This is a genomic window from Vreelandella aquamarina, from assembly GCF_044805175.1.
Taxonomy (GTDB): Bacteria; Pseudomonadota; Gammaproteobacteria; order Pseudomonadales; family Halomonadaceae; genus Vreelandella; species Vreelandella aquamarina_B.
In genome coordinates this window covers 1,539,937-1,565,796 of the sequence record NZ_CP085232.1, presented here as the reverse complement: position 1 = coordinate 1,565,796, position 25,860 = coordinate 1,539,937, and the positions used below count along the sequence as shown (strand labels likewise).

Here is a 25,860-nt window from a genome sequence, read left to right as displayed (position 1 = left end):
CGAATTAATCAATCAGCATAACCAATGAAAACGTTGAGCGCAGGCATGATTGCGTTGCAGTGGTTTATGGGGCCGACCATAATGGCGCCGCTCTATATTTCCATTTTTCAGCGATCAAGGACACGCAATGAACTCGGATGCAGCCCGTTCCGTAACGTCTTATGACTTTGATTGCCTAGTATTTATTGGTCGCTTTCAGCCGCCCCACTTGGGGCATCTGGCCATCATCCGTGAAGCGCTTAAGCGGGCCCGCCAGGTGATCGTTATGGTAGGTTCTTCCTGGCAGGCAAGATCGTTGCGCAATCCATGGCATTTCGATGAGCGGCAGGCCATGATCCGCTCAGGGTTTGATGATGCGGATAACCAGCGGCTTGAAATCACCCCTCTGTTGGACGCGCTGTACAACGACGATGTGTGGGTCAGGGATGTGCAGCGTAAAGTGCGTGATTTAGCGGCTCCCGCTAATGCACGGCTGCCACGGATTGGACTCATTGGTGCAAGTCGTGGGCAGTCAAGCTACTACTTATCGCTCTTCCCCCAGTGGGAGTCAGTCAGCGTACCGCTGGTAGAAGGGATCTCGGCCAGCCAAATCAGGGAACGGCTGTTCCGTTCGCCTGGTTCAACCGATGACTACCTTAGCACGGGGGCTTACCACGACCTGCCTCCTGGCGTGGTAGAGAGCGTAGGTGAGTTCTGTCAGGGCGACGACTATCACCGGTTGCTAGAAGAACAGCAGTTGCTTGACCAGTATCGTCAGGCCTGGGCCCAGGCGCCCTACCCGCCGATTTTTGTGACCGTTAATGCGGTGGTTGTTCAGTCAGGGCACGTACTGCTGGTGAAACGGACGGCTGCCCCAGGAAAAGGCCTGTTTGCGCTTCCCGGCGGGTTTATCAACCCCCATGAACGGTTATTGGATGCCTGCCTGCGTGAGCTGCGTGAACGGTTACGCTTAAAAGTACCCGAACCGGTTTTAAAAGGCTCCCTGCGTGACCAGCGCCTGTTTGATGAGCCCCATCGCAGCTGGCGGGGCCGCACGCTGGCAGAAGCGTTCTACTTTGCGCTGCGACCCGACCAGCAACTACCGCGCCTTAAACCCGTTAAAGGGGGCGACCACGCCCGTTGGGTAGCGCTAGCCGATTTAGAACCAGAGAGCTTATTTGAGGACCACTTCTTTATTATTCAGAATTTCCTTGGCTTGCCCGCCGATTTTGGCTCCCTTTAAGCCTGCAAAAAATCACGCGGCAGTTTCATCATCTGCCGCCATAGCCGCTCTACACCCGGTTTGTGAACCAGGGAACAGCGGTATAAGCGGATTTCGAGCGGTATATCCCAACTTTCATCGCCTGCCCTAACCAGCTTGCCGGTTTTAAGCTCCTCGCGGATACAAAAATCGGGTATCCATGCCACGCCAACGCCCTGCAGCACCATTCCCTTTAAGCCTTCGGCCATGGCGGTTTCGTAAACCGTTCTGAGCTTCATGCGTAGGGGGTCGTTTTTGAGTAACATCCGCACACTGCGCCCCAGGAAAGCTCCCTGGGTGTAAGCCAGATAAGGAATGGAGCTGTCGCGTTGTAAGGAGAACAGCGGCTTACCGCTTTCATCGGGCAGCGAGACAGGCAGCATCTTGACCTTGCCAATGGAGAAGGAGGGAAAAACTTCCGCATCCAGCTGCATGGTGGCAAAAGGGTCGTAATAGGCCAACATCAGGTCGCAGTTGCCTTCACGCAGTACGTGGATGGCTTCGCCTACGTTCATGGCCACCAGGCGAGTTGGCAGCTCCCCTAACCCTTTTTGCAGCCTGGAGATCCACGGCGGATAAAAACTAAGCGCCAGGGAGTGTGCTGCTACAATATCTAGCGCTTCGTTAGCAATGGATAGCCCGCGTAAGTGGCTAAGTGACTCGTTTAATTGTTCAACTAAATTGCGCGCGGTTACCAGAAAGAGCTGCCCTTCCGAGGTTAAACCGATAGGCGTGGTAGATCTATCGACCAAGGTAACGCCAACAGCCTGCTCTAATGCCCGAATACGTCGGCTAAATGCGGGTTGGGTGACATGGCGTTGTCGGGCAGAGGCTGAAAAACTCCGAGTGTTTGCCAGTGCGACAAAGTCCTCTAGCCATTTTGTTTCTAAATTCACCCATGACTCCTGTTATTTGAATGTTTATTGCTTCGCCATTTGGTTAAGGCTACTTGGCTTATTGAACGGGTGCCATTAGATAGGCGGCACGGGAAACAACTTTCTTCCACATAGGGCGCTGGCTAACTTCATCAAGGGTGATTCGGCGACATTTAGCAAAATCGTTTTCCAGCATAACCGCGACATCATTAGCGAAGGCAGGGTTTGTAACGAAGGCGGTGATTTCAAAATTTAATCGAAATGATCGATTATCTAAGTTGACGGTACCGATTGTTGCTGACGATTGGTCGATAAGCATGACTTTTTGATGTAGAAAGCCAGGTTGATAACGGTATATTTTTACCCCCGCCCTCAACATATCGGGTAAAAAGGAGAACGCAGAGAGAAAAACCAACAAATGGTCAGGGCGCTCGGGAATCATCACGCGAACATCTACCCCACGCATCGCCGCTAAGCGCAAAGAGTCTTGCACACCTTGGTCGGGAACAAAGTAGGGGCTAGTGACCCAGAAGCGCTGATTAGCACTATGGATAAGCTGTTGAACTAATAGCCCTGCCGTATCCTGCTTATCGGCGGGGCCAGAAGGCACAATTACTACCTGCTTGTCTTGCTGCGGGTGGCTCTCGGCATGCCAATTTAAGGTAATCACATTGCCCGTTGCCCAGTGCCAATCTTCCCAAAAAGCCTCCTGTAGCCCGAGTACACATGGGCCTTGCACCATTAAGTGGGTATCACGCCATAAGCCATGCTTGGCATTTTTTCCCAGGTACTCATTGCCTACATTGAAGCCACCAACCCACCCTTGCTTACCATCCACGACGGTAATTTTGCGATGGTTGCGGAAATTAAGCTGGAAGCGATGCTTCAGCCCACGCGATGAGCGGAATGGGCTCACTTCTACCCCACTCTCGTCCAACTCTTTTAGATAGCCTTCGTTTAGTTTGCGGCTGCCAATTTCGTCATATAGAAAGTAAACACGCACCCCGCGTTTCACCGCCGCTATCAAGCACTGCTGCAGCTGGCGTCCCAGCTCATCATCACGAACAATAAAAAACTGGATCAGTAGATAATCTTGCGCGCGATCAATCCCGGCAAACAGGCTCGCAAAGGTCGCTTCACCATCAATCAGCAACTCTGTACTGTTGCCTTTTGTCAGTGGCATCATGGCTAGCTGCTCAACCGCCTGGATATCGGTGTTGTCCGATAGTGCCACATGAGGTTTTACATTATGGCGATAGCGCACTAGCACACGCCTTAGAACAGTATCCCTTGCCCCTCTTGCCGTCACATACCCATAAAACCGCGGGCGCCCAAATAGCCAGTACGCAGGCACCGCCGCATAGGGAAATGTGATGAGTGAAATAATCCACGCCACTGCGCCTTGCGACGTGCGGCTCGACATTAACGCCATCACCGCTGAGATGATCCCCAGCACGTGAATTAGCATTATCCCTGTCCCTAGCAACCAAGAGGCCATTTGCTATTCCTCGCCATCCATTAAGATACGTTGCATCCACTACCCCATATACAGGAGCCCCGCTAGAACGGGGCTCCTGTCAGCAAGCAACGCTAATACTGCATCAGCGTATCACGCTTTTTCTGCGATAATTTCTTTCCATTTCGCCGGGCCAGTTTGGTGAACGGAGGTGCCTTGGCTATCAACGGCAACCGTTACCGGCATGTCTTCTACCTCGAATTCGTAGATGGCTTCCATTCCCAAGTCTTCAAAGCCCACTACGCGAGACTTTTTGATCGCCTGAGCCACCAGATAAGCGGAGCCACCGACCGCCATCAAGTAGACCGCCTGATTATCACGAATGGCCTCAATCGCCGCCTGACCGCGCTCTGCCTTACCCACCATGCCTAGCAAGCCGGTCTCTTCCAGCATCGTGCGGGTAAACTTATCCATACGTGTCGCGGTAGTGGGGCCTGCCGGACCTACCACTTCATCACCTACAGGATCTACCGGGCCAACGTAGTAGATAAAGCGCCCTTTTAGATCTACCGGCAGCGGTTCACCCTTGGCGATCATATCGACCATGCGCTTGTGAGCAGCATCGCGACCAGTCAGCAGCTTGCCGTTTAACAGCAGCGTGTCGCCGGGCTGCCAGGTTTTCACCTCTTCGGGCGTTACGGTATCCAGGTTGACACGCTTGACGTTATCACCCGCTTCACGAGTAATCTCCGGCCAGTCTTCCAGCTTCGGTGCCGGCAGGGCCACGGGGCCTGAACCATCCAGCGTGAAATGCGCGTGGCGGGTCGCCGCGCAGTTAGGAATAATCGCTACCGGTTTATTGGCGGCATGGGTCGGGTAATCTTTGACTTTGATATCCAGCACGGTGGTTAAGCCGCCAAGCCCCTGGGCCCCAATCCCGCTTTTATTCACTTTATCGAACAGCTCAAGACGCAGCTCTTCAGCACGATTGCTTGCACCACGCGCTTGTAGCTCCTGGATATCGATAGGCTCTAGCAGTGCCTCCTTGGCAATTTCCATCGCTTTTTCGGCGGTACCACCAATCCCGATACCCAGCATGCCCGGCGGGCACCAGCCTGCGCCCATTTTAGGCAGTTGCTCCATCACCCAATCCACGACGCTATCGGAGGGGTTGAGCATGGCGAATTTTGACTTTGCCTCGCTACCGCCGCCCTTCGCCGCGACGTGGATATCGACCTTATCGCCAGGCACGATTTTATGGTGGATGATGGCAGGAGTATTATCCTTGGTGTTCTGGCGCTTACCATCCGGGTCGGCAAGCACGGACGCGCGAAGAACGTTATCCGGCAACTGGTAGGCACGGCGAACGCCTTCGTTAATCATGTCGTCGAGGCTTAGCTCGGCGTCCCAGGTGACGTTCATACCCACGTGAACAAAGACCGTGACAATACCGGTATCCTGACAAATCGGGCGGTGCCCTGTCGCACACATGCGCGAGTTGATCAGAATTTGTGCGATAGCATCTTTTGCGGCAGGGTTCTCTTCACGCTCATAAGCGGCGGCCATCGCATCGATGAAATCTTTCGGGTGGTAGTAAGAGATGTACTGCAGAGCATCGGCAACGCTTTGGATCACGTCGTCCTGGCGAATCACGGTCATGGATTAACAGCTCCTCGGTTATCGGCTTGGCTGCAGCCTTTGCGGCCGTCTAAGTGTGCGAGAAGTATACCGTATCAAGACCCACGCGGCAGCCAATCCCGTTACTAACCGCCCCCTGATGGTTACCGCTTTGGTCTGATTTTTTGGTATAAACTATCAAGATAACGGTATAAATTTAGCAGTAACATTAAGGGGCTGGCTGGCATTGAGGGCACCGGTAGAGCCTTCGTGAGCCGACCATCATGCGTTCAATGATACTTCCGCAGCGATGACAAGAGAGTCCTGCCCGTTCAAAAACGCTGAATCGCCACTGCCGCCGAGGCTCGCCAGAGGCAATGGCTTGCTCGATCCAAGCCTCTTGGTTAGTGACTCCCGCCGTTCGATACGCAGTACGAGTGGTGTCGACAATATGCGACGAAAGCAGGGTTAGCTGCTCATCGGTTAAATCGCTGGGACGCTGTTTGGGGTGTAGCTGGGAAAAGAACAGAATTTCCGAGCGCAGATAGTTACCCAGTCCCGCCACAAGGCCCTGATCTAAAAGTAGCGCGCCGAGGCTTCGCCGCTTGAAAGCAGGCATTAGCAGCCGCTCCTTCACGTCGTCTGCGCTGACCTGCTGGCTGAGTAGATCGGGTCCAAGACGAGCGAGAAACGGGTGATGCGCCAGCTCGTCCACTCGCCAAAGCGAGATATCAGAAGCGCTATAAAGGCTGGCGGCCTTCCCCTCCGCCACTAGCCGGACGCGTAGCGAGCGCGACGTGTTCGGCGGTTTATCCTCGGCATGCAGCTTCCAGACGCCATATAGCTGATTGTGGGAATACAGCACCCGCTGATTCGCAAACCGAATCAGCATGGCCTTACCCCGGGTATCCACAGCGGTTACTTTGATACCGATGAGCGAGCTTGCTTGGCTGGATAACTCCGGAAAAGCGAACCACACATCGTCTAACACTTTACCGCCAATCTGCTTTTCGATTCGATCCGCTGCGCGGCGGATCTCCGGACCTTCGGGCATGGGTTATCCTAGCGCCAGCTGTTTCTCTTTCATTTGGTGGAGCTGGTCGCGCAGCCGTGCTGCCTCTTCAAACTCCAGGTTTTGCGCCGCCTCAAACATGGCATCTTCCAGCTTGTTAATCGCGGCCAGTAACTCTTGCTGGCTCATGGCAGCCACATCGTAGCTACCCTCTGGTTCGGCCACTTTGCGTTCGCTAGCCTTCCGGCGGTTGCCCTTCTTGCCAGGCGTTTGCGCCGCTTCCAGAATATCCGCAACCGAACGGGTAACCGTGGTGGGAGTAATTCCATGCTTCTCGTTATGCGCCATCTGCTTGGCACGGCGACGCTCGGTCTCATCAATCGCTTTTCGCATGGAGTCGGTAATACGGTCACCGTAAAGAATTGCCTTGCCATTGGCGTTACGCGCAGCACGGCCGATAGTCTGAATCAGCGAGCGCTCGGCGCGCAGGAAGCCCTCTTTATCGGCATCCAGAATCGCCACCAACGAGACTTCGGGAATATCCAGACCCTCCCGAAGCAGGTTGATCCCCACCAGCACGTCGAACTTACCCAGGCGCAGGTCGCGGATAATCTCCACCCGCTCCACCGTATCAATATCGGAATGCAGGTAGCGCACCCGGATACCGTGCTCATCGAGATAGTCGGTCAAGTCTTCCGCCATACGTTTCGTCAGCGTAGTGACCAGCACTCGTTCGCCTACGGCGGTACGCAGACCGATCTCAGATAGCAAATCATCCACTTGCGTGCTGGCCGGACGCACTTCAATTTGAGGGTCCAGCAGCCCGGTGGGGCGAACAACCTGCTCAACCACCTGACCGGCATGCTCGGCTTCATAAGGGCCGGGGGTGGCGGAAACAAAGATTGTTTGCGGAGAGATCGCCTCCCACTCCTCAAACTTCATAGGACGGTTATCCAGTGCGGAGGGTAAGCGGAAGCCGTACTCCACCAGCGTCTCTTTACGGGAGCGGTCGCCTTTATACATCCCCCCTACCTGGGGCACGCTGACGTGTGACTCATCGATAAACAGCAGCGCATCATCGGGCAGGTAGTCAAAAAAGGTGGGTGGCGGCTCGCCAGGGGCACGCCCCGAGAGGTAACGGGAGTAGTTTTCAATACCGTTGCAGTAGCCCAGCTCCAGCATCATCTCAATGTCGTACAGGGTACGCTGCTCAAGCCGCTGGGCTTCCACCAGGCGTTCGTGCTTACGTAGCCACTCCAAGCGCTCTTTTAGCTCCGCTTTGATGGCGTCAATCGCTTCTAGAATGGTTTCCCGAGGCGTTACATAGTGGGATTTGGGGTAAATCGTCATCCGCGGGACTTGGCCGCGTACATCACCCGTGAGCGGGTCAAAGAGGCGGATGGAGTCGATTTCGTCGTCGAACAGTTCGACGCGCACAGCCTCTTCATCCGAATCTGCCGGAAAAATATCGATGACGTCGCCACGCACTCGATAGGTACCACGCCGGAAATCCATATCGTTACGGGTGTACTGCAGTTCCGCCAAACGGCGCAGGAAAGCACGCTGGTCGATCAGTTCGCCACGGGTGAAGTGCAACCGCATCTTCAGGTATTGGTCTGGGTCGCCCAAACCGTAGATCGCCGATACGGAGACCACGATCAGCGCATCACGGCGCTCTAGCAGCGCTTTCGTGGCAGAAAGGCGCATCTGCTCAATGTGGTCATTGATCGAGGCATCCTTCTCAATAAACGTATCCGACGAAGGCACATACGCCTCGGGCTGATAGTAGTCGTAATAAGAAACGAAGTATTCAACGGCGTTATCGGGGAAAAACGATTTAAATTCGCCGTACAGCTGTGCCGCCAGGGTTTTGTTCGGCGCCATGACGATGGTAGGACGCTGCAGTTGCTGTACCACATTGGCCATGGTGAAGGTTTTGCCCGAGCCAGTAACCCCGAGCAACGTTTGATGGGCAAGCCCAGACTCCAAGCCGCTGACCAACCCGCGTATGGCCGCAGGCTGGTCGCCCGCAGGCTGGAATTTTGACTGCAGACGAAATTGCTTGCTCATCGTTGCTCCTGTTGGGGAAGTGCTCCTGCTGAGAAAGCAGGTCTACTCGGTATGGGTGGCTATCTCAATCGTTGCCTGGGTCATCAGGCGCTGAATCGGGCAGCGATGGCTGATATCTTCCAGCTTTGCCCGTTGTTCGGGGTCGCTGATCCCGTGAAGCGTCAGGGTGACATCCAGCTTATAGAGGCCTTTACGCTCTTCGCTGTCGTCACGCTGTACCTTGACGGTAATGCCGTCCAGCGGCCACTGCTTGCGCTTGGCGTACATTTGGACCGTGATTGCCTTACAGGTTCCCAACGCTATATCGAAATAGTCATGGGGGTCCGGGGCGCTGTCATCACCCCCCACCGCAGCGGGCACATCGGCATAGAGATCTTCCATGCCATTTACCTCGATACGCTGGCGAAAGACGCTATTTCGTTCGCTAATTACCACGATAGGCGGATGCATTACGATACCTTGATGCGAAGGTTAAGTTTTTCAATGGCCTTGATCAGCGCTTCTCGCTTGGCGCGGCCTTCCACTTCCGCCCCATGGCGGCCCACTTCGGCACTATCGACGCCGTCGAGCATCATCAACGCCGTAGTGATTTTATTGACCTGATCGGCGGTCGTGACGCCCTGAAAACTGAGTGATTGAACTGCCATGCCATATCCTTTACGAAATAATTGCCAACTCGCCTACCACAAAGCCGTGTATAAGCGATTACCTATGCAAACCTGATACAGGATAAAGAGTCTAGCATTCTACCGAAGCCTTGCAATCCGACCCTATCGCCCGCACCTTTAGCGCAACGCTTTTTGTTATATCCCATCGACTACGCCCAGGAGTGACCATGGCCACCGCTAACACACAGCCCTCTAGCGCCGTACACTTGCCCCGGTATGCCGCGCTCGATATTAAGGGGGCCGATGCGGAGAAATTCTTACAGGGCCAAACCAGTGCACAGGTGAGCTTGGCGAATGGCACTTTCGCGCCGCTCACTTGCTTCTGCACGCCTAAAGGGCGAATGTTGGCTAATGGTCAGCTATTGCGGCTCGGCAGCGACCACTTCCGCTTGGTGCTAGATGCTTCCCTGGCAGACGCACTAGCCCATCACCTGAAAAAATTTGCCGCTTTCTATAAAGCGGAGCTTTCGGTGGTTGCTAGCGTCACGTTTGCAGGCGTCAGCGAGCCAACAGATGCCCTTGCCGAGCATTTAGGCATTACGTTCCCTGAACATCCCTATACCCACGCGACCAGCTCAACAGGCACGGCGCTGCGAATGCTTGGCAGCCCCCGCTGGTTATTGATGTTTGAAGGGGATGCGAGCGACTTGGTAAGCAGCGATGAAGCATTACACAACCAGTGGCAGCTGGCGGATATTCGCAGCGGCATTGCTTGGCTTACCGATGCCCAGCAGGATCACTTTCTCCCCCAAATGCTGAACTGGGAAGCATTAGGCGGTATTAGCTTTAAAAAGGGCTGCTATACCGGCCAAGAGGTCGTCGCACGTGCCCACTTTCGTGGCCAGGTGAAAAAACGCCTCGTCCACGCCAGTGTGAATACCACCACTCTTCCAGGCATTGGAGAGTCGCTGGTCGATGACAGCGGAAAATCCTTGGGCGAAGTCGTCAGCAGCGCAGTGAGCGATGATCAACAGGTGGAGCTGCTGGCGGTAATGAATACCAAGGTAATAGAAGATGGTCTAACCGCTTATTGGCAGCAGCAACCTATTACGCTGCATGAGCTGCCCTACCCCATTGAGCGCCTGGACCCGGAACAAATTGCCGCCCAACTGGCTTGAGCTCAGAATTTTTGCCCATCTTTAGTTAACTTAGATAGCTAACTTAAACACCTGTGCGGCGTTGGCACTGCTCAGCGCTGCCACGGTATCTAACGGCTGGCCACGCAGCCTCGCCACCTCTTGAGCCACCAGCGCTACCCGCGCAGGCTCGTTGCGCTGGCCCTGATAACCGTTTAGCGGCATATCGGGGCTATCGGTTTCCAACACAAAGCCGTCATCGGGCAGTTTTGCCACCACGCGGCGTAACTTTTGGGCCCGTTCGTAGGTTACCGCGCCGCCCAGCCCTAGCACATAACCAAGATCCAGGAACTTAACAGCCTGCTCGTAGGAGCCGGCAAAAGCGTGTATGAGCCCCGCCTCAGGCAGCGCTTGCTGACGTAGCCGCTTGCTCACTTTATCGTTCGCTTTTACGCAGTGCACCACGACTGGTAACTGGCAGCGCTTGGCGATGTGTAGCTGTTCATCGAAGTAGCGCCACTGGTCATCCAGGCTATCTGAAAAGCGCCCATCAATACCGCATTCGCCAATAGCTACCGGCTGGGCAGAATGGGCGCCAGCAAGCTGCTGGTTTACCAACGCTTCGAGCGCTTCCAGATCCTCCGGCTGGTGTTGCCCAATAAAGTAAGGGTGAAGCCCCAGGCAAACGCTAACATCGTGACGCTCCCCCAGCGCCAGCACGTGATGCCAGCGTGCACGCACCGTACCAGGCACGATAAAACGGCAAACGCCCACTGCCTGGGCGGCGGCGATCACGGCATCACGATCCGTATCGAACTCCGCAACATCCAGATGGCAGTGGGCGTCTATCAGCATACTTCTCCCTTGCGGGTATTAATGCTCGCGGGTGGGCTGGAAGCGAATGTCCGGCCAGCGCTCCTGGGTCATTTGCAGGTTTACCCGGGTAGGTGCAATGTAGGTCAGGTAGCCGCCGCCATCAATGGCAAGGTTGGCACTGGCCTTACGCTTAAACTCCTCAAGCATTTTGGCATCATCGCAATACACCCAACGGGCGGTTTGCACGTTAACGCCTTCATAGAGGCAGTCAACCTTGTACTCCTCCTTCAAACGGTGAGCGACAACGTCAAACTGCAGCGTACCCACGGCTCCCAGAATCAGGTCGTTGTTATCAAGCGGCATAAATACCTGAGTCGCGCCCTCTTCCGACAGCTGCTGCAGGCCTTTCTGTAGCGCTTTCATCTTGAGCGGATCTTTCAGGCGCACACGTTTGAAGAGTTCGGGCGCGAAGTGGGGAATGCCGGTAAAGCGCATATCCTCACCCACAGTAAACGTATCGCCAATCTGGATCGTCCCGTGGTTGTGCAGGCCGATAATATCGCCTGGCCACGCCTCTTCTACCTGGGAGCGGTCGGAAGCCATAAACGTCAGGGCATCGGCAATTTTGACGTCTTTGCCAATGCGTACATGGCGCATTTTCATGTTTTTTTCGTACTTGCCGGAACACACCCGCAGGAAGGCGATACGGTCTCGGTGGTTCGGGTCCATATTGGCCTGAATTTTAAATACGAAACCAGTGAAGCGATCATCGTGGGCGGTCACTTCACGCGTATCCGTTTTGCGAGGCTGTGGAGCCGGCGCGTGCTCGACAAAGCCGTCTAGCATTTCACGCACACCGAAGTTTCCCATAGCGGTACCGAAATAGACCGGCGTTAGCTCACCGCGACGGTAGGCTTCCAAATCAAACTCATGGGAAGCACCGCGTACCAGATCGACTTCCATACGCAGCTCTTCCGCTTGCTCCTCACCCAGTATGGCGTCTACCTCGGGGTTACCCAGCCCTTCGATGCGCTTGTCATCTGGAATACGACTACCCTGGCCTTGGGTATAGAGGTGGATCACATCGTTATAGAGGTGGTAAACCCCTTTAAAATGACGCCCCATGCCAATCGGCCATGTCATGGGCGCACATTGGATATTCAATACCGTTTCCACTTCGTCCATCACTTCGATGGGGTCACGGATATCGCGATCCATTTTGTTGATAAACGTCAGGATCGGTGTGGTGCGCAGACGACACACTTCCATCAGTTTGATGGTACGATCCTCAACGCCTTTCGCGCCATCGATGACCATCAGCGCAGAGTCGACCGCGGTCAGCGTGCGGTAGGTGTCTTCAGAGAAGTCTTCGTGCCCTGGCGTATCCAACAGGTTGACGATGCGCCCACCATAGGGGAACTGCATCACCGACGTGGTCACCGAGATGCCGCGCTCTTGCTCCATCTTCATCCAGTCAGACGTGGCGTGACGATCATTACGTTTGCTTTTCACAGACCCCGCCAACTGGATGGCATTTCCAAACAGCAGCATCTTTTCTGTGATTGTGGTTTTACCGGCGTCAGGGTGCGAAATAATCGCGAACGTGCGCCGAAGCTCGGCCTCATGGGCTAGCTGGGTATCTTTCATCTTGCCTCTATGGAAATTTGTACTCAGCTTTGTACTTACCTTTCAAGTGACTGTCGCTGAGGCATGGAGAATAAGACAGATTGTACCGTTAGCGAAGGCTGGGTGCTATTGGAGCTTGTATGGGTCATCCGGTGATGCAAAAATGCACCCAGGATCAGAACAGCCCCCGGCTCAAGGTTTGGCCACACATTGAGACAAAAGAAAAACTAGAAAAAGCCGCAAAAGAAAATCACCGTTCGATGAATAAAGCCTAAACCTTTGCCTCGATTCCCTATCTAAGATGTAGCAAAATGAGCTATGTTGAAGGTATGTAATAGGAGATGCACACCATGAAATTTAAAGCTTTTTTGAAGGGTGCCAGCATGATCGGTATCTTTCCACGTAAGCGGCAAGCACTCAAGCCGGTAACGTTTGTAGCAACACAAAGTGACGAGACCGCCATGCAGGACGACTTCTTGCAGGTAGGGAATGACTTAAAAGTGGCTATGGAACGCTATGGAAGAAAGCAGCAACTCACCCAGCACTGAATCCGGCCAAGATTTGAAGCGGCCCAACATAGGGCTTCGTGCTTTTGAGGCCAGAAGCCTTACCTACTCTGGGCCGCTGCCGCCCTCATCAGAAATGGAAAGATACGAGACGATTACGCCTGGTGCTGCTGATCGCATCCTCGCTATGGCAGAGCAACAGCAGCGCCACCGCCACAATCAAGAGTCAAAAGAAAACGAAGCAAATGCCCGCATTGCAGATTCCAATATCCGCATCCAAGATGCCAGCATAAAAGAGGTGCGTCGCGGGCAGTGGATGGGGTTTGTTCTTGGTCTTGCTTTCCTAGGCGTCACTACCCTGCTAGGTCTAAATGGCCACGAAATCGCCGCCTCTGTATTGGGGCTTGGCGGCGTTGCAGCGGTGGCCACTGTGTTTATCAAGGTACGAAGCAAGCAATAGCAGTCCTTCACGATTTTCTGAAAAGAGTGCATCAGAGAATGCTATTGCTTCCGGCTTTATATGCTTGTCAATATTGAATTTGAAACTGCTAATGCGATTACGCCTAGAATAAAAACAGCGGTTTTGATGCTGCTGCTTCCTTCAATAAGCACCTCACTTTCTTTCGCTAAATCATAAGATGCAGATCCCTGCTTTTTTAGCCTGCGATACTGAATAAACATTGCCACAAAATTCAGAATTGGAATTCCGAGGGCAAGGCCGGACCACCAGACAGAGAGGTTACGAACGAAATATTCTTCAGCAAGATATTTACAGCCGTCCGGCTTTCTTACTTTGACCCCAAGAAGTGCCTTCCCAGGCGTGTTTCCAAATACAGAATAAGCTACTGAGTCCGCAACAAAAGCAGCCAGTAAAAGACACATACTAAGCAGTATCTCACTTTTAGGAACTAGTGAAGTATATGAAAACGGAAAGTAATACGCCCAGAAAAATAACAGCGGTATGCAAATAATCAGTGTAAAAAACCAGATGTCAAATATTCTTGCAAAAAAACGCCGCCAAGGCCCTAATGCCAGTCAGTTAAGAGTTTCATCAATGAGCTGACAATGCGATATTCCGGTATCAGTGATTCTCTGATACCGGATTTTTATGCATTTTAGTCAGGCCATTGATGCCATCGCTCGCGTTTCACCTGAACATTTCTCCAGCCTCGCGGATGTTCTCTCCCCCGAGCTGATTGACGAATGCCTAGCACACGCCGGTGTAGCCACCTTGCGTAAGCGCCGTTTACCGCTTGAGATGGTGGTCTGGTCGATTGTCGGCATGGCCTTGTTCCGGCACATCCCGATGGGGCAAGTCGTTCATCAGCTTGATATTGTCTTACCCGGCCAACGTCCTTTCGTGGCACCCAGCGCCGTTGTCCAAGCACGTCAACGCCTCGGGGTAGTAGAGGCTGTCAAACGTGTGTTCGAGCAAACGCAGGACCTGTGGCACGAACAAATCCCTCACCCCCATTGGTGTGGTCTCAGGCTGCTAGGCGTAGACGCGAACAGCGCCACTGGCTGATCCCGTTACGGAAGGGAGCGCAGTATGAAGAGATCTACTCGCTGGGACGTCAGGATCGACTGGTTCGTCTGACGACATCCCCACAAGCACGAGCGAAATGGCCAGACTTGCCCGCGACGTTAGAAGCACGTCTGATGCGTCGTAAGGTCAAGGGAAAAGAAGTTCAGGTGCTGACGTCGATGACCGATCCGCTGCGCTTTCCTGCTGCTGATATCGTGGATCTTTATAGCTATCGCTGGGAAATCGAGCTGGGCTACCGGGAAATGAAGCAGTCACTGCTGGGCAGCCGACTCACGCTGCGTAGTCGTACGCCGGACATGGTTCGCCAGGAGTTATGGGGAACGTTGCTCGCCTACAACTTGATACGCTTTCAGATGGCGCGAATGGCCTACAGCTTGGACAGCATTCACCCAAATCAATTGAGTTTTCACCAAGCTGCCCATTTTATTATCAAAGAGCTATCTATGTTGCCGGCGGTGTCACCTGGCCGTCTTCCCGAGGTCATGAGCTCGATGCTAGAGATGGCGCCTTCCTTCTTGTTACCCGATAGACGAGAACGGTCGTTCCCGCGTGCTGTTCGGACACGACCACAAAAATATGCGGTTAGAAAAATGCCAGTCAGGCTTAACTGACTGGCATTACGCCAAGGCCCAGCGATTTTAAGCTGTGACGGAGGCGCTTCTTTTTGTGAGGCATAAACGTCTAAGTTGTGAAACTCCGGCACTGCCTTAGCATTATTTCCAAAATTGACATGGATTTTCTGGTTTAGGATATCACTTACTTTCTGCCAGCTATTTTCGTCACCTAGCCAAACTTGATGTTCATCTGTTATTTCACCGTTGTCACGCATTTTCTTGAACGAATCTAGCGAATAAGGCCCTCTTGCCTTGCCGTTAAATTTAATCCATACCTGCACCATTATTTTCCCCTTACGTTGTTGTATGCAAGGTTCTATTAGGCCCTCATAGATTGGGCGTGGCAAGATGCCAGGCCCTCTCACTTATCCATTTCAAGATTTAACCTTCCTGAAACCGCTTTCTTGGGTACTCTCTGTCAAACGATCCCAGGTACATCGTGGCGTTTACCCTAGCAATGGGCTTTGGAATGATGGGCGGTTTTATCATGATGGTGGTACCGCGTGACTGCTAGTGGGCTATATCGGCATCCCTGCCTTTGTTGTCGTACCGGCCATTGCGGTCAATACTCTCAGCCTGATGTATGGGGGCTTGTTTGTAGCTGGCGTGCTAGCCATGAGCCGCCAGTTATTTACCCTGGCATCCAAGAATGAGCAATGAAGCGCACCATTGAATCGGCACCACCTAGCATCCAGGTTCTCTAAAAATAATACAACGTGATGACTTAAAACGTAGCGCCAAACCCTCGGCGTTGTATGTCTATGGTAACGCAACTCGCCATCAACGGCATACCATCACATGCGGGGCGCCGTGCCGATAGATATAAAAAACGCCGACAGGGTCGGCGTTTGGGGTCTCTAGCAATAGAAGGGTTAAGCGTAGGTGTTTACCTGGGTGCCTACACTGCCTTCTTGAGCCAAGCTAGGCTGTGCCCCGGTATCTGCAGAGGCGAGCACCTCGGTAATTTGTTCGGACTGCATATCCAGTGCTTGCTTGAACAGTTGCATTTGCGCCTGCTCAGCGGTTTGCGCCTGGTTCATATACAGTGCCGTGCTAACTGCATTACTTGCGGCGACATCCATTATTGCACCTCAATCTATTGAGTGACTCATTCAGCGTAGCAAACCCAGCCTTCCTAGGCCATGTTTGTACTTTTTCGTTATGTAACAGGCTGCGGCGTCATATTTAAAACCGGTCTGCCCGAAACGGTGCCATATCAATGGCGGTTGGTTTGTTTTCCATCATGTCCGCCAGTAGCTGGCCTGTCGCCGGACCGAGGGTGAACCCTTGGTGGCCATGCCCAAACGCTAACCACAGGCCAGGGTGGCGTGGCGCTGGGCCAATAACGGGCTTCATATCCGGCAAACAGGGACGCGCGCCCTTCCAGGCAGCGTTCTCTTTACGCTCACCGAGCGGAAAGATAGTTCGGGCCACTTTTTCAGCAGCGCCCAGCTGCTCCTCGTCAGCGGGGGACTCGAGGCGATCCAGTTCCGCCCCCGTGGTCAGCCGGATACCGGCATTCATTGGCGCCAGCAGGTAACCCACCTCGGCATCCATTAGCCAATAATTCAGTTTGGCCGCTGGCTGTGTTGCGTAATGCATGTGGTAGCCACGCTTCACAAATGTCGGGAAATGATAGCCCAGCGGCTTCATCCACTGGCCAGCCCAGGGGCCAAGCGCCATTACCACTTGGTCGGCTTCAAAAGAGTCAGTGTTTGTATCGACTTTCCACTTATCCCCTTGCTGATTCACGCCGGTGATGTCCGCCTGCACAATCTGCCCACCCATGGCCTCAAAAGAGGCCGCGTAGGCAGCCACCAGGCCGCCGGGGTCGGCCACTGTCCACGGGTCCAACCAATGAATAGCGCCGATGATCTTCTCACCTAGCTGCGGTTCTTTCTCGCTTAGCGCTACGCGATCTAGAACGGCAAACTGCACGCCGTAAAGCTCGCGGGCTTCTTCCGCCTCTTTGACTCGTTTAGCGAGCTTTTCCGGCGTGCGATAAATTTCCAGCCAGCCTTCACGGCGAACGAGGTGCTCGGCGCCAGCGGCCTCAATCATCGGCGCGTGGGTGGCCAGACAGAGCTGGATCAGCGAGGCGTACTCAGGGATGATCTTTTTATAAAGCCGTGACGAGGAGTGGTGCCAATAGCTCAGTAGTGGCGAAGCTGCATTAACCATTCCGGCAGGCCGGTAACGGATATCGACTCGGCGGTTTGGCAGCACGCTTAATATTGTTTTCATGTCACGGGGAAACGGATATGGCCTGACTGCTTCACGTTGGATGATCCCCGCATTACCAAACGAGGTTTCGCGCCCAGGCTGGCGGCGATCCACCAGCGTCACTTGATAGCCACGCTTTTGTAGCTGCCAAGCAATACTGACACCCACCATTCCTGCTCCTAAAACCACCGTTTGACGCGCCATTATGATGCACTCCTCTCATTGTTTTGATTGCCTAGCAATACGCTGCCAACCACCCAGATAACGTGTTGAAAAATATCACTGATCAAGCAGCTTTTGCACAGTCATAAACACTATTTTCAAGTGTTTTTTCAGATATTAATATTGCAGAAACCTTAAATAAGGATGACTTTGCTAACAGCGCACAACGACGGCGCATCATTTGCTTAGCTCTGTTTACTTAGCTCCCACCAGCGCTTTCTTTTCCTCCTTTTCCCTTCAGAAAATTTTAGGAATTTAAGAATAGCACTGCCCCCCATGACTACGCTCTATTGGCCTATATCATGCGCCATGATAGGCGAAAACCACGATAATGGTTTTATGGTAGCTAAGAAAAGCAATTTGAGTAGCGCAGAGTTAAAGCGCTCATGAAGAAGGAGAAATCAATAAGAAAGCTAGCGCAGAAAGGCTAGTGCAAAAACCTGGGAATTAATAATAATTGACGACCAAGGAGGGGACAGCAAGATATAGAAGGGAATATATAATGAAATAACAGGTAAATGGGGTGGATGATGGGGATCGAACCCACGACCACCGGAGCCACAATCCGGGGCTCTACCACTGAGCTACATCCACCACAACCTGAAACTTTTACTACAGTCTTAATATTGCTGCTTTGCCAATGGGGTGGATGATGGGGATCGAACCCACGACCACCGGAGCCACAATCCGGGGCTCTACCACTGAGCTACATCCACCACTGACAAAAGCTAACTTGAGAATACCCAACTGGAGGACAAATACTGAATAAGCATTTGATTGGCACGCCCAGCAGGACTCGAACCCGCAACCTACGGCTTAGAAGGCCGTTGCTCTATCCGGTTGAGCTATGGGCGCACATAATGTATCCAGAGTGAATACGGATGAGCACTTGACCACAACCAAAGTTTGGAGAAGCAGATTAACACCTTCCGTGCTAGGTACGTGGTCGGGATGGAGGGATTCGAACCCCCGACATCCTGCTCCCAAAGCAGGCGCGCTACCAGACTGCGCTACATCCCGATTTATTACCTTAGACGTTGCTGCGTGTCCCGTCTCAAGCGAGGCACATATTACTATTTCTAATTTTAAAGTCAACACTTAAAGTGATTGATTCGATAGGCGCTTTGCCTTGCCGCTCTACCGTGCGAAAATTGCACCCTCTTAAAAGCGCGTTCTGTCACCGGCGCTTGTCAGATTGCTTTGCTTTTCAACCTTCATAGGGACCTCATTACATGACCGCCCAACTTATCGATGGTAAAGCCATCGCCGCTAATGTCCGTCAACGCGTAGCCGAGAAAATTACCGCACGTCAGCAGGCTGGCGCTCGTGCACCCGGACTAGCCGTTGTTGTGGTCGGCGAAGATCCAGCATCCCATGTGTACGTGAGCAACAAACACCGTGCATGTGAGCAGGCTGGCATCCTCTCTTTTCAACACGCCCTCCCTGCTGACACCACTCAAGAGGCTTTAGAAGCGCTAGTCGATCAGTTGAATGACGACGCGACGGTTGATGGCATCCTGGTTCAGCTCCCCCTCCCTGATCACTTGGATGCACGGCCAATTTTAGAGCGTATCCGACCTGACAAAGATGTTGATGGTTTTCACCCTTACAACCTTGGCCGCTTAGCCCAACGCCTGCCCTCTCTACGCCCCTGCACACCAAAAGGCATTATGACCATGCTGGCACAAAGCGGCATTGCAGTACGCGGCATGGACGCCACCATTGTGGGTGCTTCTAACATCGTTGGGCGCCCGATGGCACTTGAGCTCATGCTAGCAGGCTGCACCACAACGGTATGTCACCGCTTTACTCAAAACTTAGCTGGCCATGTCGGCCGTGCGGATTTAGTCGTTGTTGCCGTTGGCAAGCCCGGCATTGTGAAGGGCGAATGGATTAAACCAGGTGCTGTGGTGATTGATGTCGGTATTAATCGTCAAGATGACGGTACCCTGGTTGGTGATGTCGACTTTACTGCGGCAGCCGAGCGCGCCAGCTATATCACCCCTGTACCGGGCGGCGTTGGCCCAATGACCGTCGCCACACTACTGGAAAACACCCTTGAAGCCGCGGAACGCCACGATCAGCAGCATTGAGTGTTGAAACGACAACCCCCACCAACAACGACGGAGAATGCAAGGGTGCAACGAATCGGAATTATTGGCGCCATGGCGCAGGAAGTGAGCATTTTAGCAGGACAGCTTGATAACGCTGAGCGCTATGAGCACGCCGGATTTGTCTTCCATACTGGAACGCGCCACGGTTTGGAAGTCGTTATTCTGCAATCGGGCATCGGGAAGGTGAATGCTGCGGTGGGCACGGCGATTCTGCTAGAGCGCCATCAGCCGGATGCAATCATTAACACTGGCTCAGCAGGTGGGTTTGCCACTGATTTAGCCATTGGCGATATCATTATTTCCGACGAAGTGCGACATCACGATGTTGATGCGGTCGTGTTTGGTTATGAACTAGGCCAGGTGCCCGGTATGCCTGCCGCCTATCAGGCAGATAATCGCCTACGTGAGATCGCGCGCGGCGCCATTGCCGCGTTGGGAGAAGTGAACGTGCGTGAAGGCATGATTGCGACTGGCGATGCGTTCATGGCCGATCCAGAACGGGTGGCCACTACCCGTGCGCATTTCCCAACCATGCTGGCGGTCGAGATGGAGGGCGCTGCGATTGCCCAAACCTGTTATCTCTATCATTGCCCATTTGTGGTGATTCGTGCGCTTTCCGATATCCCTGGCAGTGGCGATAACCACCTCTCTTTTGAGCAGTTTCTGGATATTGCAGCCAACCACTCATCGCGCATGGTAGATCAGATGCTGATCTCGTTGGGTAGCCAGTAAACTCGAGCGCACCAACCGCTCACAAAAACGGAGCCTTAATGGCTCCGTTTTGCAACGGCTACCTAGCTTGCAAAGCATTCTTACGCAGCGGTTACGGCTTCATTATCGCCCATTCCAGCGTTTCACCTGCCAGCAACGGCACAATGGTTTGGCCCGCAGCGTAGGGGTAGCTCTCCGGCAACACCCATTGACGGCGCTCAAGAGCGACCGTATCCGTGTTTGGCGCCAAGCCATAGAAGCGCGGGCCGTTTAGGCTAGCAAACGCCTCCAACTTATCCAACGCCTGCATCTCCTCAAACGCCGTTGCGTAGAGCTCAATGGCGGCGGGGGCAGTATATGCACCGGCACAGCCACAGCTAGACTCTTTATCGCCTTTTGCATGAGGTGCGCTGTCCGTGCCTAAAAAGAATTTAGGACTGCCACTGGTTGCCGCTTTCAGCAACGCTTGCCGGTGCTGCTCGCGCTTCAGAATCGGCAGGCAGTAGTAGTGAGGACGGATGCCTCCTGCCAACATCTGGTTGCGGTTGAACAGTAAGTGGTGAGCGGTGATAGTCGCCGCCACATTATCAGAGGCGCTGGCCACAAACTCAGCGGCCTGCTGAGTGGTAATATGTTCAAATACCACTTTCAAGCTAGGATGACGCGCCAGCAGCGGCTTCATCACTCGCTCGATGAAAACTGCTTCACGATCAAAGATATCAATCTCATGATCGGTAACCTCCCCATGCACTAGCAGTGGCATACCCAGCTTGGCCATCATAGCGATCGTAGCGTCACAATGAGCAATATCGGTCACTCCTGACGCGGAGTTAGTGGTCGCTCCTGCCGGATAAAGCTTTACTGCTTTGACAATGCCACTTTCCACCGCGCGCTCAATCTCTTCTGGTGGCGTCGTATCAGTAAGGTAGAGCACCATTAACGGCTCAAACGTACTGCCTTCCGGCAGCGCCGTTAGGATGCGCTCGCGGTATGCTATTGCCTGCTCTGTGGTGGTCACTGGTGGCTTCAGGTTAGGCATAATAATGGCGCGACCCATTTGCGCAGCAGTATGGCCAACCACGGCGTTTAGCGCCTCGTCATCACGTAAATGCAGGTGCCAATCATCGGGGCGGGTAAGGGTAATAGCGTCCACGGCAAATCCTATTCTGATCTTGGGTATGGGAGTTCAGAGAGCTGCCACAGTATACCCAATACAGAAGAGGGATAAATCTATGTGTTCCGCCCACAGGCGAGCGTAAGTGTCGTATCATGGCAACACGCTGTAAGATCAAGGACTCAGTTGTTTATGCAGAACGTACGACGCTACGCGGATTTTATCGCCAGCATTGAGGGACTCGTGTGGCTCGGACTTGCGTGGTCGATCTCCATTTCGATGCATCAGCAAAGCACCGAACCTACTTTAGCAGCACTATTTGTAACAGGTGCTTTGGTGCTGTTTAGTTGGGGACACCGCCCGATGCGCTATTTGTTGCGTCGTTACCATATTCGCAAGCGCCGTACCGATATGTGGATACACACATTAGCGCTGCCGCTACTACTGGCGATGTTTTTCCATATTATGCTGGAAGCGCTACTCGGCTCAGCCTGGCTTCCCCCTAAGATGCTGCTGTTTAACCTACTGGCGTCTGCGGGTTGGATGACGTTTGTCATGACCTTATTTATTAAGTTTGTTATCCATAGCGTCAAAACATCAAGTAAATAAGCCACCTCATGCCTACTGCCCTGCCCTTGCCGCTCTCCACCCCTAATCGCAACCTAGTTCGGCTTACCATCGTTCGGGGCATTACCTGGACAGGCTTTCTGATAGCCATTATTGTCGGTATCGAACTGTTGGCTTTCAACTTACCCGTTACGGCCGTGGTCAGCGTCGTGATCGCCATGGGCATTTTGAATATAGCAACGTGGTGGCGGCTCGGCAGGCCCAAAGCTGTCAGCCATGGTGAGTATTTATCACATCTGCTGGCCGATATTGCCGGGCTGACGCTGCTGTTTTATTTTTCGGGCGGCTCGACCAACCCATTTATCACTTACTACTTGGTTCCAGTAACCATTGCTGCCGCCACCCTACCCTGGCGTCACGCCTGGATCATAGCCGCCAGTGCCATGGCAGGCTACAGCTTCTTGATGTTTTACTACCACCCAATACCACAACTTGGCCATATCAGTAGCGATGGCCCGTTAAGCCTGCATATCTTAGGGATGTGGCTAAACTTCGGGCTTTCCGCTGGCCTGGTAACCTTCTTTATTTACAAAATGGCCCACGCTCTACGCAGCAGAGACAAAGCACTCTCCCGCACCCGCGAGGCCGCACTGCGCAATGAACAAGTTCTCGCTGTCGCCACCCAGGCAGCCGGCACGGCCCACGAGCTGGGAACGCCGCTTTCCACCATGGCAGTGCTGTTAAACGAAATGCAGGCAGAGGTCGAGAAAGAGAGCTTGTTAGAGCAAGATATTGCGCTGCTGCGCCAGCAGGTGGATATTTGTAAAACACGCCTACAGCATCTGGTCACCAATGCCGACCGTCGGCGCATGGCCGAACCGGAAATACTGGATGCCGAAGTATGGCTGGCAGGCGTGGTGCAGCGCTGGCTAGTCATTCGACCCGATGTTAGCCACCGCTTCGAAGTCGCTGAACGCCGTGGCCGCCCTTGGCTAGCGGTAGATGCCACCTTAGACCAAGCACTGACTAACTTGCTAAACAACGCCGCTGATGCCAACCCAGAGCAAATTGCAATTCGCCTGGATTGGCAAGATGAGAACGTGGTAATTGATATACGCGACCACGGCCCTGGTGTTGCCATGTCCATTGCTGACCAGCTTGGCGACACCTTCGTATCGACTAAAAGTAAAGGCATGGGAATTGGCTTGTTTTTAACCCACGCGACGATCAACCGCTTTGGCGGAGGTGTCAGCCTTTACAACCACCCCGAAGGTGGAACACTGACTGAGGTCACCCTGCCACGCTGTTCAGCGCCAAACTAGCGCTACTCTTGGGCGCTTTCTAGAAAATCGAGGACACCATGCAGAACCAAGACCAACGTCTACTGATAGTGGATGACGACGAAATGTTTTGCCATGTATTAAGTCGAGCGCTAATACGACGAGGCTTTGACGTGATGGTCGCCCATGATGCTGACCAAGCGCTTGCTATTGCCTCCCAGTTCACGCCAACCATGGCAACGCTTGACCTTAAACTGGAGCAAAGTTCAGGTTTAAAATTGCTACCTGAACTGCTGGCAGCGGTGCCGGGTTGCCGCATTGTGGTACTAACCGGTTACTCAAGCATTGCAACCGCAGTAGAAGCTATCAAGCTCGGTGCAATCAACTACTTATGTAAACCAGCGGATGCCGATGATGTAATGGCCGCTTTTGAACACCCCGAGGCGGACCCAAACGTTGAGTTAGCGGATAATCCGCCCTCCATCAACCGGATCACCTGGGAGCATATTCAAAAAGTGCTTCAAGAGCACGATGGCAATATCTCTGCTACCGCTCGTGCGCTGGGTATGCACCGCCGCACGCTGCAACGCAAGCTGCAAAAGCGCCCGGTGCGCCGCTGACTCCCGCCCCTTACGACAATGACCAAGTGCTTCACGGGTTATATAGTAAAAGGCGGGACATGAATTAGTGAGCAGTCCAGCCGAGATCAATATTCCAGCTGGCGCCGGTTACCGCACCAGCCGCATCGGAGGCTAGGTAAGCGACCAGCTGGGCAACTTCAGACGGCTCAATCAATCGCTTCACGGCTGCGTTTTTAAGCATAATTTTCTCGATTACCTCTTGCTCGTCCATACCATGCAGCTTGGCTTGATCAGCAATTTGATTATCTACCAGCGGCGTTTTCACATACGCAGGGCAAATCGCATTGGCAGTTATGCCCTGCTCACCACCTTCTAACGCTGCGGTTTTGGTCAGGCCAATCATGCCGTGCTTCGCGCTGATATAGGCCGCTTTTCCAGGCGATGCGACCTGAGCATGAATAGAGGCAATATTAATTACCCGCCCCCACCCCTTTTCTCGCATATAGGGCCATACAGCTTGGGTAAGCAAAAAGGGCGCCGTTAGCATCAAATCGATAATTTGCCGCCACTTCTCTTCGGGGAACGTTTCGATAGAAGCAACGTGCTGAATACCGGCATTATTGACCAAAATATCTACGCCACCAAACCGTTTCACCGCATCAGCAATCGCGCCACGACACGCCTCAGCATCGGTAAGGTCTGCTTGGTAAAACGCTGCACCTGCCGCTTCTGCGATCTCTTTTCCAGCTGGATTAAAGTCAACAGCCAGAACTTGATGCCCCTGTTCGCAAAAATGTTTAACAACGGCTTCACCGATACCACTACTGGTACCGGTAACGACAGCAACTCGGGGGGTTGAAGCAATTTGGGATGACATTCAGGTTTCCTTTTATTCAATAACCAGTGATAAATGCATAAACGCTCATGAGTATAGAAGTCGCGGGTAGCTCCTGCCTACTCCACACTGGAGGGAGCAGGTGGCGACGTCATGAGCTGCTCCATCATGCGCTGCGCTAACCGTGCCGCCTCTTGAAGTGTTTCAAGGTCACTTAAATCTTCAAGAATTTTTCGTTTATAAAGCTCAATTCCCGCTGGCAAACGTTCCAGGTGCAGTGTGTAGTTCCCTGACGGCAGCGTTAACACGCTCTGCGATTCCAGTGGTGCCTGTAGCGTAGCCTGCTCAAGCACAGCAACAAGCCATAGCTCACAGGGAGTTATTAATGCGCCAACCATCGCGCCGACACCACTAATACGCGCATCAACATGCTGAAAACAGAGCGCGTCAACACCTAATCGTGGGTTAAAGTGCGCCTGTTTTTTAAGCTCTGCCAGATGTTTATCACGATAGCACTTGGCAAGCTCGGCTAAATAACCATATTCATGTGATGCCAGGGTTCGCATGACCTCTCCTCTCTATTCCATGGCTCATTATGCCGCTTTATAGCGTGTGTAGCGTGGTGCTATTGGCGAAAAACGTTGCCCTACGCCACAATGGGCATTGATTTTTGATGCCAGTACTTACTCAAACCTTTTATCGTAAAGGAGCTATGGCCATGTTTGTGGTTATTTTTGGGCGCCTGTCGTGCCCGTTCTGTGTACGCGCTAAACACCTTGCCGAACACCTGGAGAGTAACGGAAAGATTGATGGTTACCGCTATGTAGATATGCCTACAGAAGGCGTAACCAAGGAAGATATTGCCAAAACAGCGGGCAAACCTGTCCATACCGTGCCGCAAATTTTTATCGATCAACAGCACGTTGGTGGCTTTACTGAATTTGACCAATTTGTGCGCGATAAGCAGCTACTCACCCCTAGCCGTTAAAAGCGCCGTTAAACCCCGTTGAACCTACAAGCTCCTTGCTTGCCTATACTGACCACTCAATTACCCGTTGACTCACGGACGTCTATAGGCGGCGAGGAACCCC

Annotated in this window: 26 protein-coding genes, 4 tRNA genes and 2 pseudogenes; 12 read left to right on the top strand and 20 right to left on the bottom strand. The window is 53.2% G+C overall.

The window, feature by feature from the left end; translation table 11 throughout:
• Window positions 1-127: 127 nt before the first annotated feature.
• Window positions 128-1,222: a bifunctional nicotinamide-nucleotide adenylyltransferase/Nudix hydroxylase gene (locus tag LG300_RS07345; RefSeq protein WP_404377733.1), complete on the top strand. Its 1,095-nt coding sequence runs from the start codon at window positions 128-130 to the stop codon at window positions 1,220-1,222.
• Here the strand turns inward: LG300_RS07345 and LG300_RS07340 are convergent.
• From LG300_RS07340 to LG300_RS07310, 7 genes are all read right to left on the bottom strand, one after another.
• Window positions 1,219-2,136, bottom strand: a complete 918-nt coding sequence (locus tag LG300_RS07340) for a LysR substrate-binding domain-containing protein (RefSeq protein WP_404377732.1) — start codon at window positions 2,134-2,136, stop codon at window positions 1,219-1,221. The two genes, LG300_RS07345 and LG300_RS07340, sit on opposite strands and share 4 nt — an antisense overlap.
• Before the next feature lie 58 nt (window positions 2,137-2,194).
• On the bottom strand, window positions 2,195-3,613 hold the full coding sequence (gene cls / locus LG300_RS07335; RefSeq protein ID WP_404377731.1) for a cardiolipin synthase: 1,419 nt from the start codon (window positions 3,611-3,613) through the stop codon (window positions 2,195-2,197).
• A gap of 111 nt (window positions 3,614-3,724) precedes the next feature.
• Window positions 3,725-5,230, bottom strand: coding sequence for a fumarate hydratase (locus LG300_RS07330; protein ID WP_404377730.1), 1,506 nt, complete (start codon window positions 5,228-5,230; stop codon window positions 3,725-3,727).
• 187 nt (window positions 5,231-5,417) lie between these two features.
• Entirely contained in the window at window positions 5,418-6,242 is an 825-nt protein-coding gene (nei, locus tag LG300_RS07325; protein WP_404377729.1) for an endonuclease VIII, read from the bottom strand.
• Between the two features lie 3 nt (window positions 6,243-6,245).
• Window positions 6,246-8,270 carry an excinuclease ABC subunit UvrB gene (uvrB, locus tag LG300_RS07320; RefSeq protein WP_404377728.1) on the bottom strand — a complete coding sequence of 675 codons (2,025 nt, stop codon included), beginning with the start codon at window positions 8,268-8,270 and terminating at the stop codon, window positions 6,246-6,248.
• A 42-nt stretch (window positions 8,271-8,312) separates the two neighbouring features.
• On the bottom strand, window positions 8,313-8,720 hold the full coding sequence (locus tag LG300_RS07315; RefSeq protein WP_404377727.1) for an OsmC family protein: 408 nt from the start codon (window positions 8,718-8,720) through the stop codon (window positions 8,313-8,315).
• Window positions 8,720-8,917 (bottom strand): hypothetical protein, encoded by a 198-nt coding sequence (locus LG300_RS07310; RefSeq protein WP_404377726.1) that lies wholly within the window; start codon window positions 8,915-8,917, stop codon window positions 8,720-8,722. Before LG300_RS07310 ends, LG300_RS07315 begins: the two co-directional genes overlap by 1 nt.
• 188 nt (window positions 8,918-9,105) lie before the next feature.
• Here LG300_RS07310 and LG300_RS07305 point away from each other — a divergent pair, with 188 nt between their 5' ends.
• On the top strand, window positions 9,106-10,056 hold the full coding sequence (locus LG300_RS07305; protein WP_404377725.1) for a YgfZ/GcvT domain-containing protein: 951 nt from the start codon (window positions 9,106-9,108) through the stop codon (window positions 10,054-10,056).
• A 30-nt stretch (window positions 10,057-10,086) separates the two neighbouring features.
• Here LG300_RS07305 and LG300_RS07300 read toward each other — a convergent pair whose 3' ends face one another.
• A complete protein-coding gene (locus LG300_RS07300; RefSeq protein WP_404377724.1) occupies window positions 10,087-10,869 on the bottom strand; it encodes a TatD family hydrolase in 783 nt (260 codons plus the stop codon).
• A gap of 18 nt (window positions 10,870-10,887) precedes the next feature.
• Complete coding sequence (locus LG300_RS07295; RefSeq protein WP_404377723.1) at window positions 10,888-12,477, bottom strand: peptide chain release factor 3; 1,590 nt, start codon at window positions 12,475-12,477, stop codon at window positions 10,888-10,890.
• A 119-nt stretch (window positions 12,478-12,596) separates the two neighbouring features.
• Here LG300_RS07295 and LG300_RS07290 point away from each other — a divergent pair, with 119 nt between their 5' ends.
• From LG300_RS07290 to LG300_RS07280, 3 genes are all read left to right on the top strand, one after another.
• Complete coding sequence (locus tag LG300_RS07290) at window positions 12,597-12,731, top strand: Arc family DNA-binding protein (protein ID WP_404377722.1); 135 nt, start codon at window positions 12,597-12,599, stop codon at window positions 12,729-12,731.
• Window positions 12,732-12,806: 75 nt separating this feature from the next.
• Entirely contained in the window at window positions 12,807-13,004 is a 198-nt protein-coding gene (locus tag LG300_RS07285; RefSeq protein WP_404377721.1) for a hypothetical protein, read from the top strand.
• Window positions 12,973-13,422 (top strand): DUF2335 domain-containing protein, encoded by a 450-nt coding sequence (locus tag LG300_RS07280; protein WP_404377720.1) that lies wholly within the window; start codon window positions 12,973-12,975, stop codon window positions 13,420-13,422. Before LG300_RS07285 ends, LG300_RS07280 begins: the two co-directional genes overlap by 32 nt.
• 56 nt (window positions 13,423-13,478) lie before the next feature.
• Here the strand turns inward: LG300_RS07280 and LG300_RS07275 are convergent, their stop codons facing one another.
• Window positions 13,479-13,997 carry an RDD family protein gene (locus LG300_RS07275; protein ID WP_404378006.1) on the bottom strand — a complete coding sequence of 173 codons (519 nt, stop codon included), beginning with the start codon at window positions 13,995-13,997 and terminating at the stop codon, window positions 13,479-13,481.
• Between the two features lie 73 nt (window positions 13,998-14,070).
• On the opposite strand from LG300_RS07275, the pseudogene LG300_RS07270 reads away from it, so the two are divergent.
• Window positions 14,071-15,119: pseudogene (locus LG300_RS07270) on the top strand (IS4 family transposase).
• Between the two features lie 149 nt (window positions 15,120-15,268).
• Here the strand turns inward: LG300_RS07270 and LG300_RS07265 are convergent.
• From LG300_RS07265 to LG300_RS07235, 7 genes and pseudogenes are all read right to left on the bottom strand, one after another.
• Window positions 15,269-15,406 (bottom strand): annotated as a pseudogene (locus LG300_RS07265) (GYF domain-containing protein); the annotation flags it as partial.
• Window positions 15,407-15,994: 588 nt separating this feature from the next.
• A complete protein-coding gene (locus LG300_RS07260) occupies window positions 15,995-16,204 on the bottom strand; it encodes a putative motility protein (RefSeq protein WP_054641201.1) in 210 nt (69 codons plus the stop codon).
• 103 nt (window positions 16,205-16,307) lie between these two features.
• Window positions 16,308-17,549 carry an NAD(P)/FAD-dependent oxidoreductase gene (locus LG300_RS07255; RefSeq protein ID WP_404377719.1) on the bottom strand — a complete coding sequence of 414 codons (1,242 nt, stop codon included), beginning with the start codon at window positions 17,547-17,549 and terminating at the stop codon, window positions 16,308-16,310.
• Window positions 17,550-18,086: 537 nt separating this feature from the next.
• Window positions 18,087-18,161: transfer RNA gene (locus LG300_RS07250), tRNA-His, on the bottom strand.
• A 47-nt stretch (window positions 18,162-18,208) separates the two neighbouring features.
• Window positions 18,209-18,283, bottom strand: a tRNA-His gene (locus LG300_RS07245).
• A 62-nt stretch (window positions 18,284-18,345) separates the two neighbouring features.
• Window positions 18,346-18,422, bottom strand: a tRNA-Arg gene (locus LG300_RS07240).
• An 88-nt stretch (window positions 18,423-18,510) separates the two neighbouring features.
• A tRNA-Pro gene (locus LG300_RS07235) sits at window positions 18,511-18,587 on the bottom strand.
• 212 nt (window positions 18,588-18,799) lie between these two features.
• Between LG300_RS07235 and folD the strand changes: the two genes are divergently transcribed.
• Both folD and mtnN read left to right on the top strand, forming a co-directional pair.
• A complete protein-coding gene (gene folD, locus LG300_RS07230; protein WP_404377718.1) occupies window positions 18,800-19,660 on the top strand; it encodes a bifunctional methylenetetrahydrofolate dehydrogenase/methenyltetrahydrofolate cyclohydrolase FolD in 861 nt (286 codons plus the stop codon).
• Window positions 19,661-19,705: 45 nt separating this feature from the next.
• On the top strand, window positions 19,706-20,413 hold the full coding sequence (gene mtnN / locus LG300_RS07225) for a 5'-methylthioadenosine/S-adenosylhomocysteine nucleosidase (protein WP_404377717.1): 708 nt from the start codon (window positions 19,706-19,708) through the stop codon (window positions 20,411-20,413).
• 91 nt (window positions 20,414-20,504) lie between these two features.
• Here mtnN and pyrC read toward each other — a convergent pair whose 3' ends face one another.
• Complete coding sequence (pyrC, locus tag LG300_RS07220) at window positions 20,505-21,545, bottom strand: dihydroorotase (RefSeq protein ID WP_404377716.1); 1,041 nt, start codon at window positions 21,543-21,545, stop codon at window positions 20,505-20,507.
• A 153-nt stretch (window positions 21,546-21,698) separates the two neighbouring features.
• On the opposite strand from pyrC, the gene LG300_RS07215 reads away from it, so the two are divergent.
• Genes LG300_RS07215 through LG300_RS07205 form a run of 3 tightly spaced genes read left to right on the top strand, consistent with a single transcriptional unit; the run spans window position 21,699 to window position 23,973 of the window.
• Window positions 21,699-22,115: a hypothetical protein gene (locus LG300_RS07215; RefSeq protein ID WP_404377715.1), complete on the top strand. Its 417-nt coding sequence runs from the start codon at window positions 21,699-21,701 to the stop codon at window positions 22,113-22,115.
• An 8-nt stretch (window positions 22,116-22,123) separates the two neighbouring features.
• Complete coding sequence (locus tag LG300_RS07210; RefSeq protein WP_404377714.1) at window positions 22,124-23,395, top strand: ATP-binding protein; 1,272 nt, start codon at window positions 22,124-22,126, stop codon at window positions 23,393-23,395.
• Between the two features lie 38 nt (window positions 23,396-23,433).
• Entirely contained in the window at window positions 23,434-23,973 is a 540-nt protein-coding gene (locus tag LG300_RS07205) for a response regulator transcription factor (RefSeq protein ID WP_404377713.1), read from the top strand.
• Between the two features lie 64 nt (window positions 23,974-24,037).
• On the opposite strand, the gene LG300_RS07200 is transcribed toward LG300_RS07205, so the two are convergent.
• Together LG300_RS07200 and hybE are read right to left on the bottom strand one after the other, a co-directional pair.
• Window positions 24,038-24,811 (bottom strand): 3-hydroxybutyrate dehydrogenase, encoded by a 774-nt coding sequence (locus tag LG300_RS07200; protein ID WP_404377712.1) that lies wholly within the window; start codon window positions 24,809-24,811, stop codon window positions 24,038-24,040.
• A 77-nt stretch (window positions 24,812-24,888) separates the two neighbouring features.
• On the bottom strand, window positions 24,889-25,335 hold the full coding sequence (gene hybE, locus LG300_RS07195; protein WP_404377711.1) for a [NiFe]-hydrogenase assembly chaperone HybE: 447 nt from the start codon (window positions 25,333-25,335) through the stop codon (window positions 24,889-24,891).
• A 152-nt stretch (window positions 25,336-25,487) separates the two neighbouring features.
• On the opposite strand from hybE, the gene LG300_RS07190 reads away from it, so the two are divergent.
• Entirely contained in the window at window positions 25,488-25,757 is a 270-nt protein-coding gene (locus tag LG300_RS07190; RefSeq protein ID WP_404377710.1) for a GrxA family glutaredoxin, read from the top strand.
• Window positions 25,758-25,860: the final 103 nt, after the last annotated feature.

Bases quoted from the DNA above. Each gene is read 5' to 3' on its own strand.
- LG300_RS07305 (WP_404377725.1), top strand. From the start codon at position 9,106: ATGGCCACCGCTAACACACAGCCCTCTAGCGCCGTACACTTGCCCCGG.
- LG300_RS07255 (WP_404377719.1), bottom strand. From the start codon at position 17,549: ATGGCGCGTCAAACGGTGGTTTTAGGAGCAGGAATGGTGGGTGTCAGT.
- LG300_RS07260 (WP_054641201.1), bottom strand. From the start codon at position 16,204: ATGGATGTCGCCGCAAGTAATGCAGTTAGCACGGCACTGTATATGAAC.
- LG300_RS07210 (WP_404377714.1), top strand. From the start codon at position 22,124: ATGCCTACTGCCCTGCCCTTGCCGCTCTCCACCCCTAATCGCAACCTA.
- cls (WP_404377731.1), bottom strand. From the start codon at position 3,613: ATGGCCTCTTGGTTGCTAGGGACAGGGATAATGCTAATTCACGTGCTG.
- LG300_RS07315 (WP_404377727.1), bottom strand. From the start codon at position 8,720: ATGCATCCGCCTATCGTGGTAATTAGCGAACGAAATAGCGTCTTTCGC.
- LG300_RS07310 (WP_404377726.1), bottom strand. From the start codon at position 8,917: ATGGCAGTTCAATCACTCAGTTTTCAGGGCGTCACGACCGCCGATCAG.
- LG300_RS07300 (WP_404377724.1), bottom strand. From the start codon at position 10,869: ATGCTGATAGACGCCCACTGCCATCTGGATGTTGCGGAGTTCGATACG.
- LG300_RS07330 (WP_404377730.1), bottom strand. From the start codon at position 5,230: ATGACCGTGATTCGCCAGGACGACGTGATCCAAAGCGTTGCCGATGCT.
- LG300_RS07285 (WP_404377721.1), top strand. From the start codon at position 12,807: ATGAAATTTAAAGCTTTTTTGAAGGGTGCCAGCATGATCGGTATCTTT.
- LG300_RS07190 (WP_404377710.1), top strand. From the start codon at position 25,488: ATGTTTGTGGTTATTTTTGGGCGCCTGTCGTGCCCGTTCTGTGTACGC.
- folD (WP_404377718.1), top strand. From the start codon at position 18,800: ATGACCGCCCAACTTATCGATGGTAAAGCCATCGCCGCTAATGTCCGT.
- LG300_RS07345 (WP_404377733.1), top strand. From the start codon at position 128: ATGAACTCGGATGCAGCCCGTTCCGTAACGTCTTATGACTTTGATTGC.
- nei (WP_404377729.1), bottom strand. From the start codon at position 6,242: ATGCCCGAAGGTCCGGAGATCCGCCGCGCAGCGGATCGAATCGAAAAG.
- LG300_RS07295 (WP_404377723.1), bottom strand. From the start codon at position 12,477: ATGAAAGATACCCAGCTAGCCCATGAGGCCGAGCTTCGGCGCACGTTC.
- LG300_RS07215 (WP_404377715.1), top strand. From the start codon at position 21,699: ATGCAGAACGTACGACGCTACGCGGATTTTATCGCCAGCATTGAGGGA.
- uvrB (WP_404377728.1), bottom strand. From the start codon at position 8,270: ATGAGCAAGCAATTTCGTCTGCAGTCAAAATTCCAGCCTGCGGGCGAC.
- LG300_RS07290 (WP_404377722.1), top strand. From the start codon at position 12,597: ATGGGTCATCCGGTGATGCAAAAATGCACCCAGGATCAGAACAGCCCC.
- hybE (WP_404377711.1), bottom strand. From the start codon at position 25,335: ATGCGAACCCTGGCATCACATGAATATGGTTATTTAGCCGAGCTTGCC.
- LG300_RS07205 (WP_404377713.1), top strand. From the start codon at position 23,434: ATGCAGAACCAAGACCAACGTCTACTGATAGTGGATGACGACGAAATG.
- LG300_RS07280 (WP_404377720.1), top strand. From the start codon at position 12,973: ATGGAAGAAAGCAGCAACTCACCCAGCACTGAATCCGGCCAAGATTTG.
- LG300_RS07200 (WP_404377712.1), bottom strand. From the start codon at position 24,811: ATGTCATCCCAAATTGCTTCAACCCCCCGAGTTGCTGTCGTTACCGGT.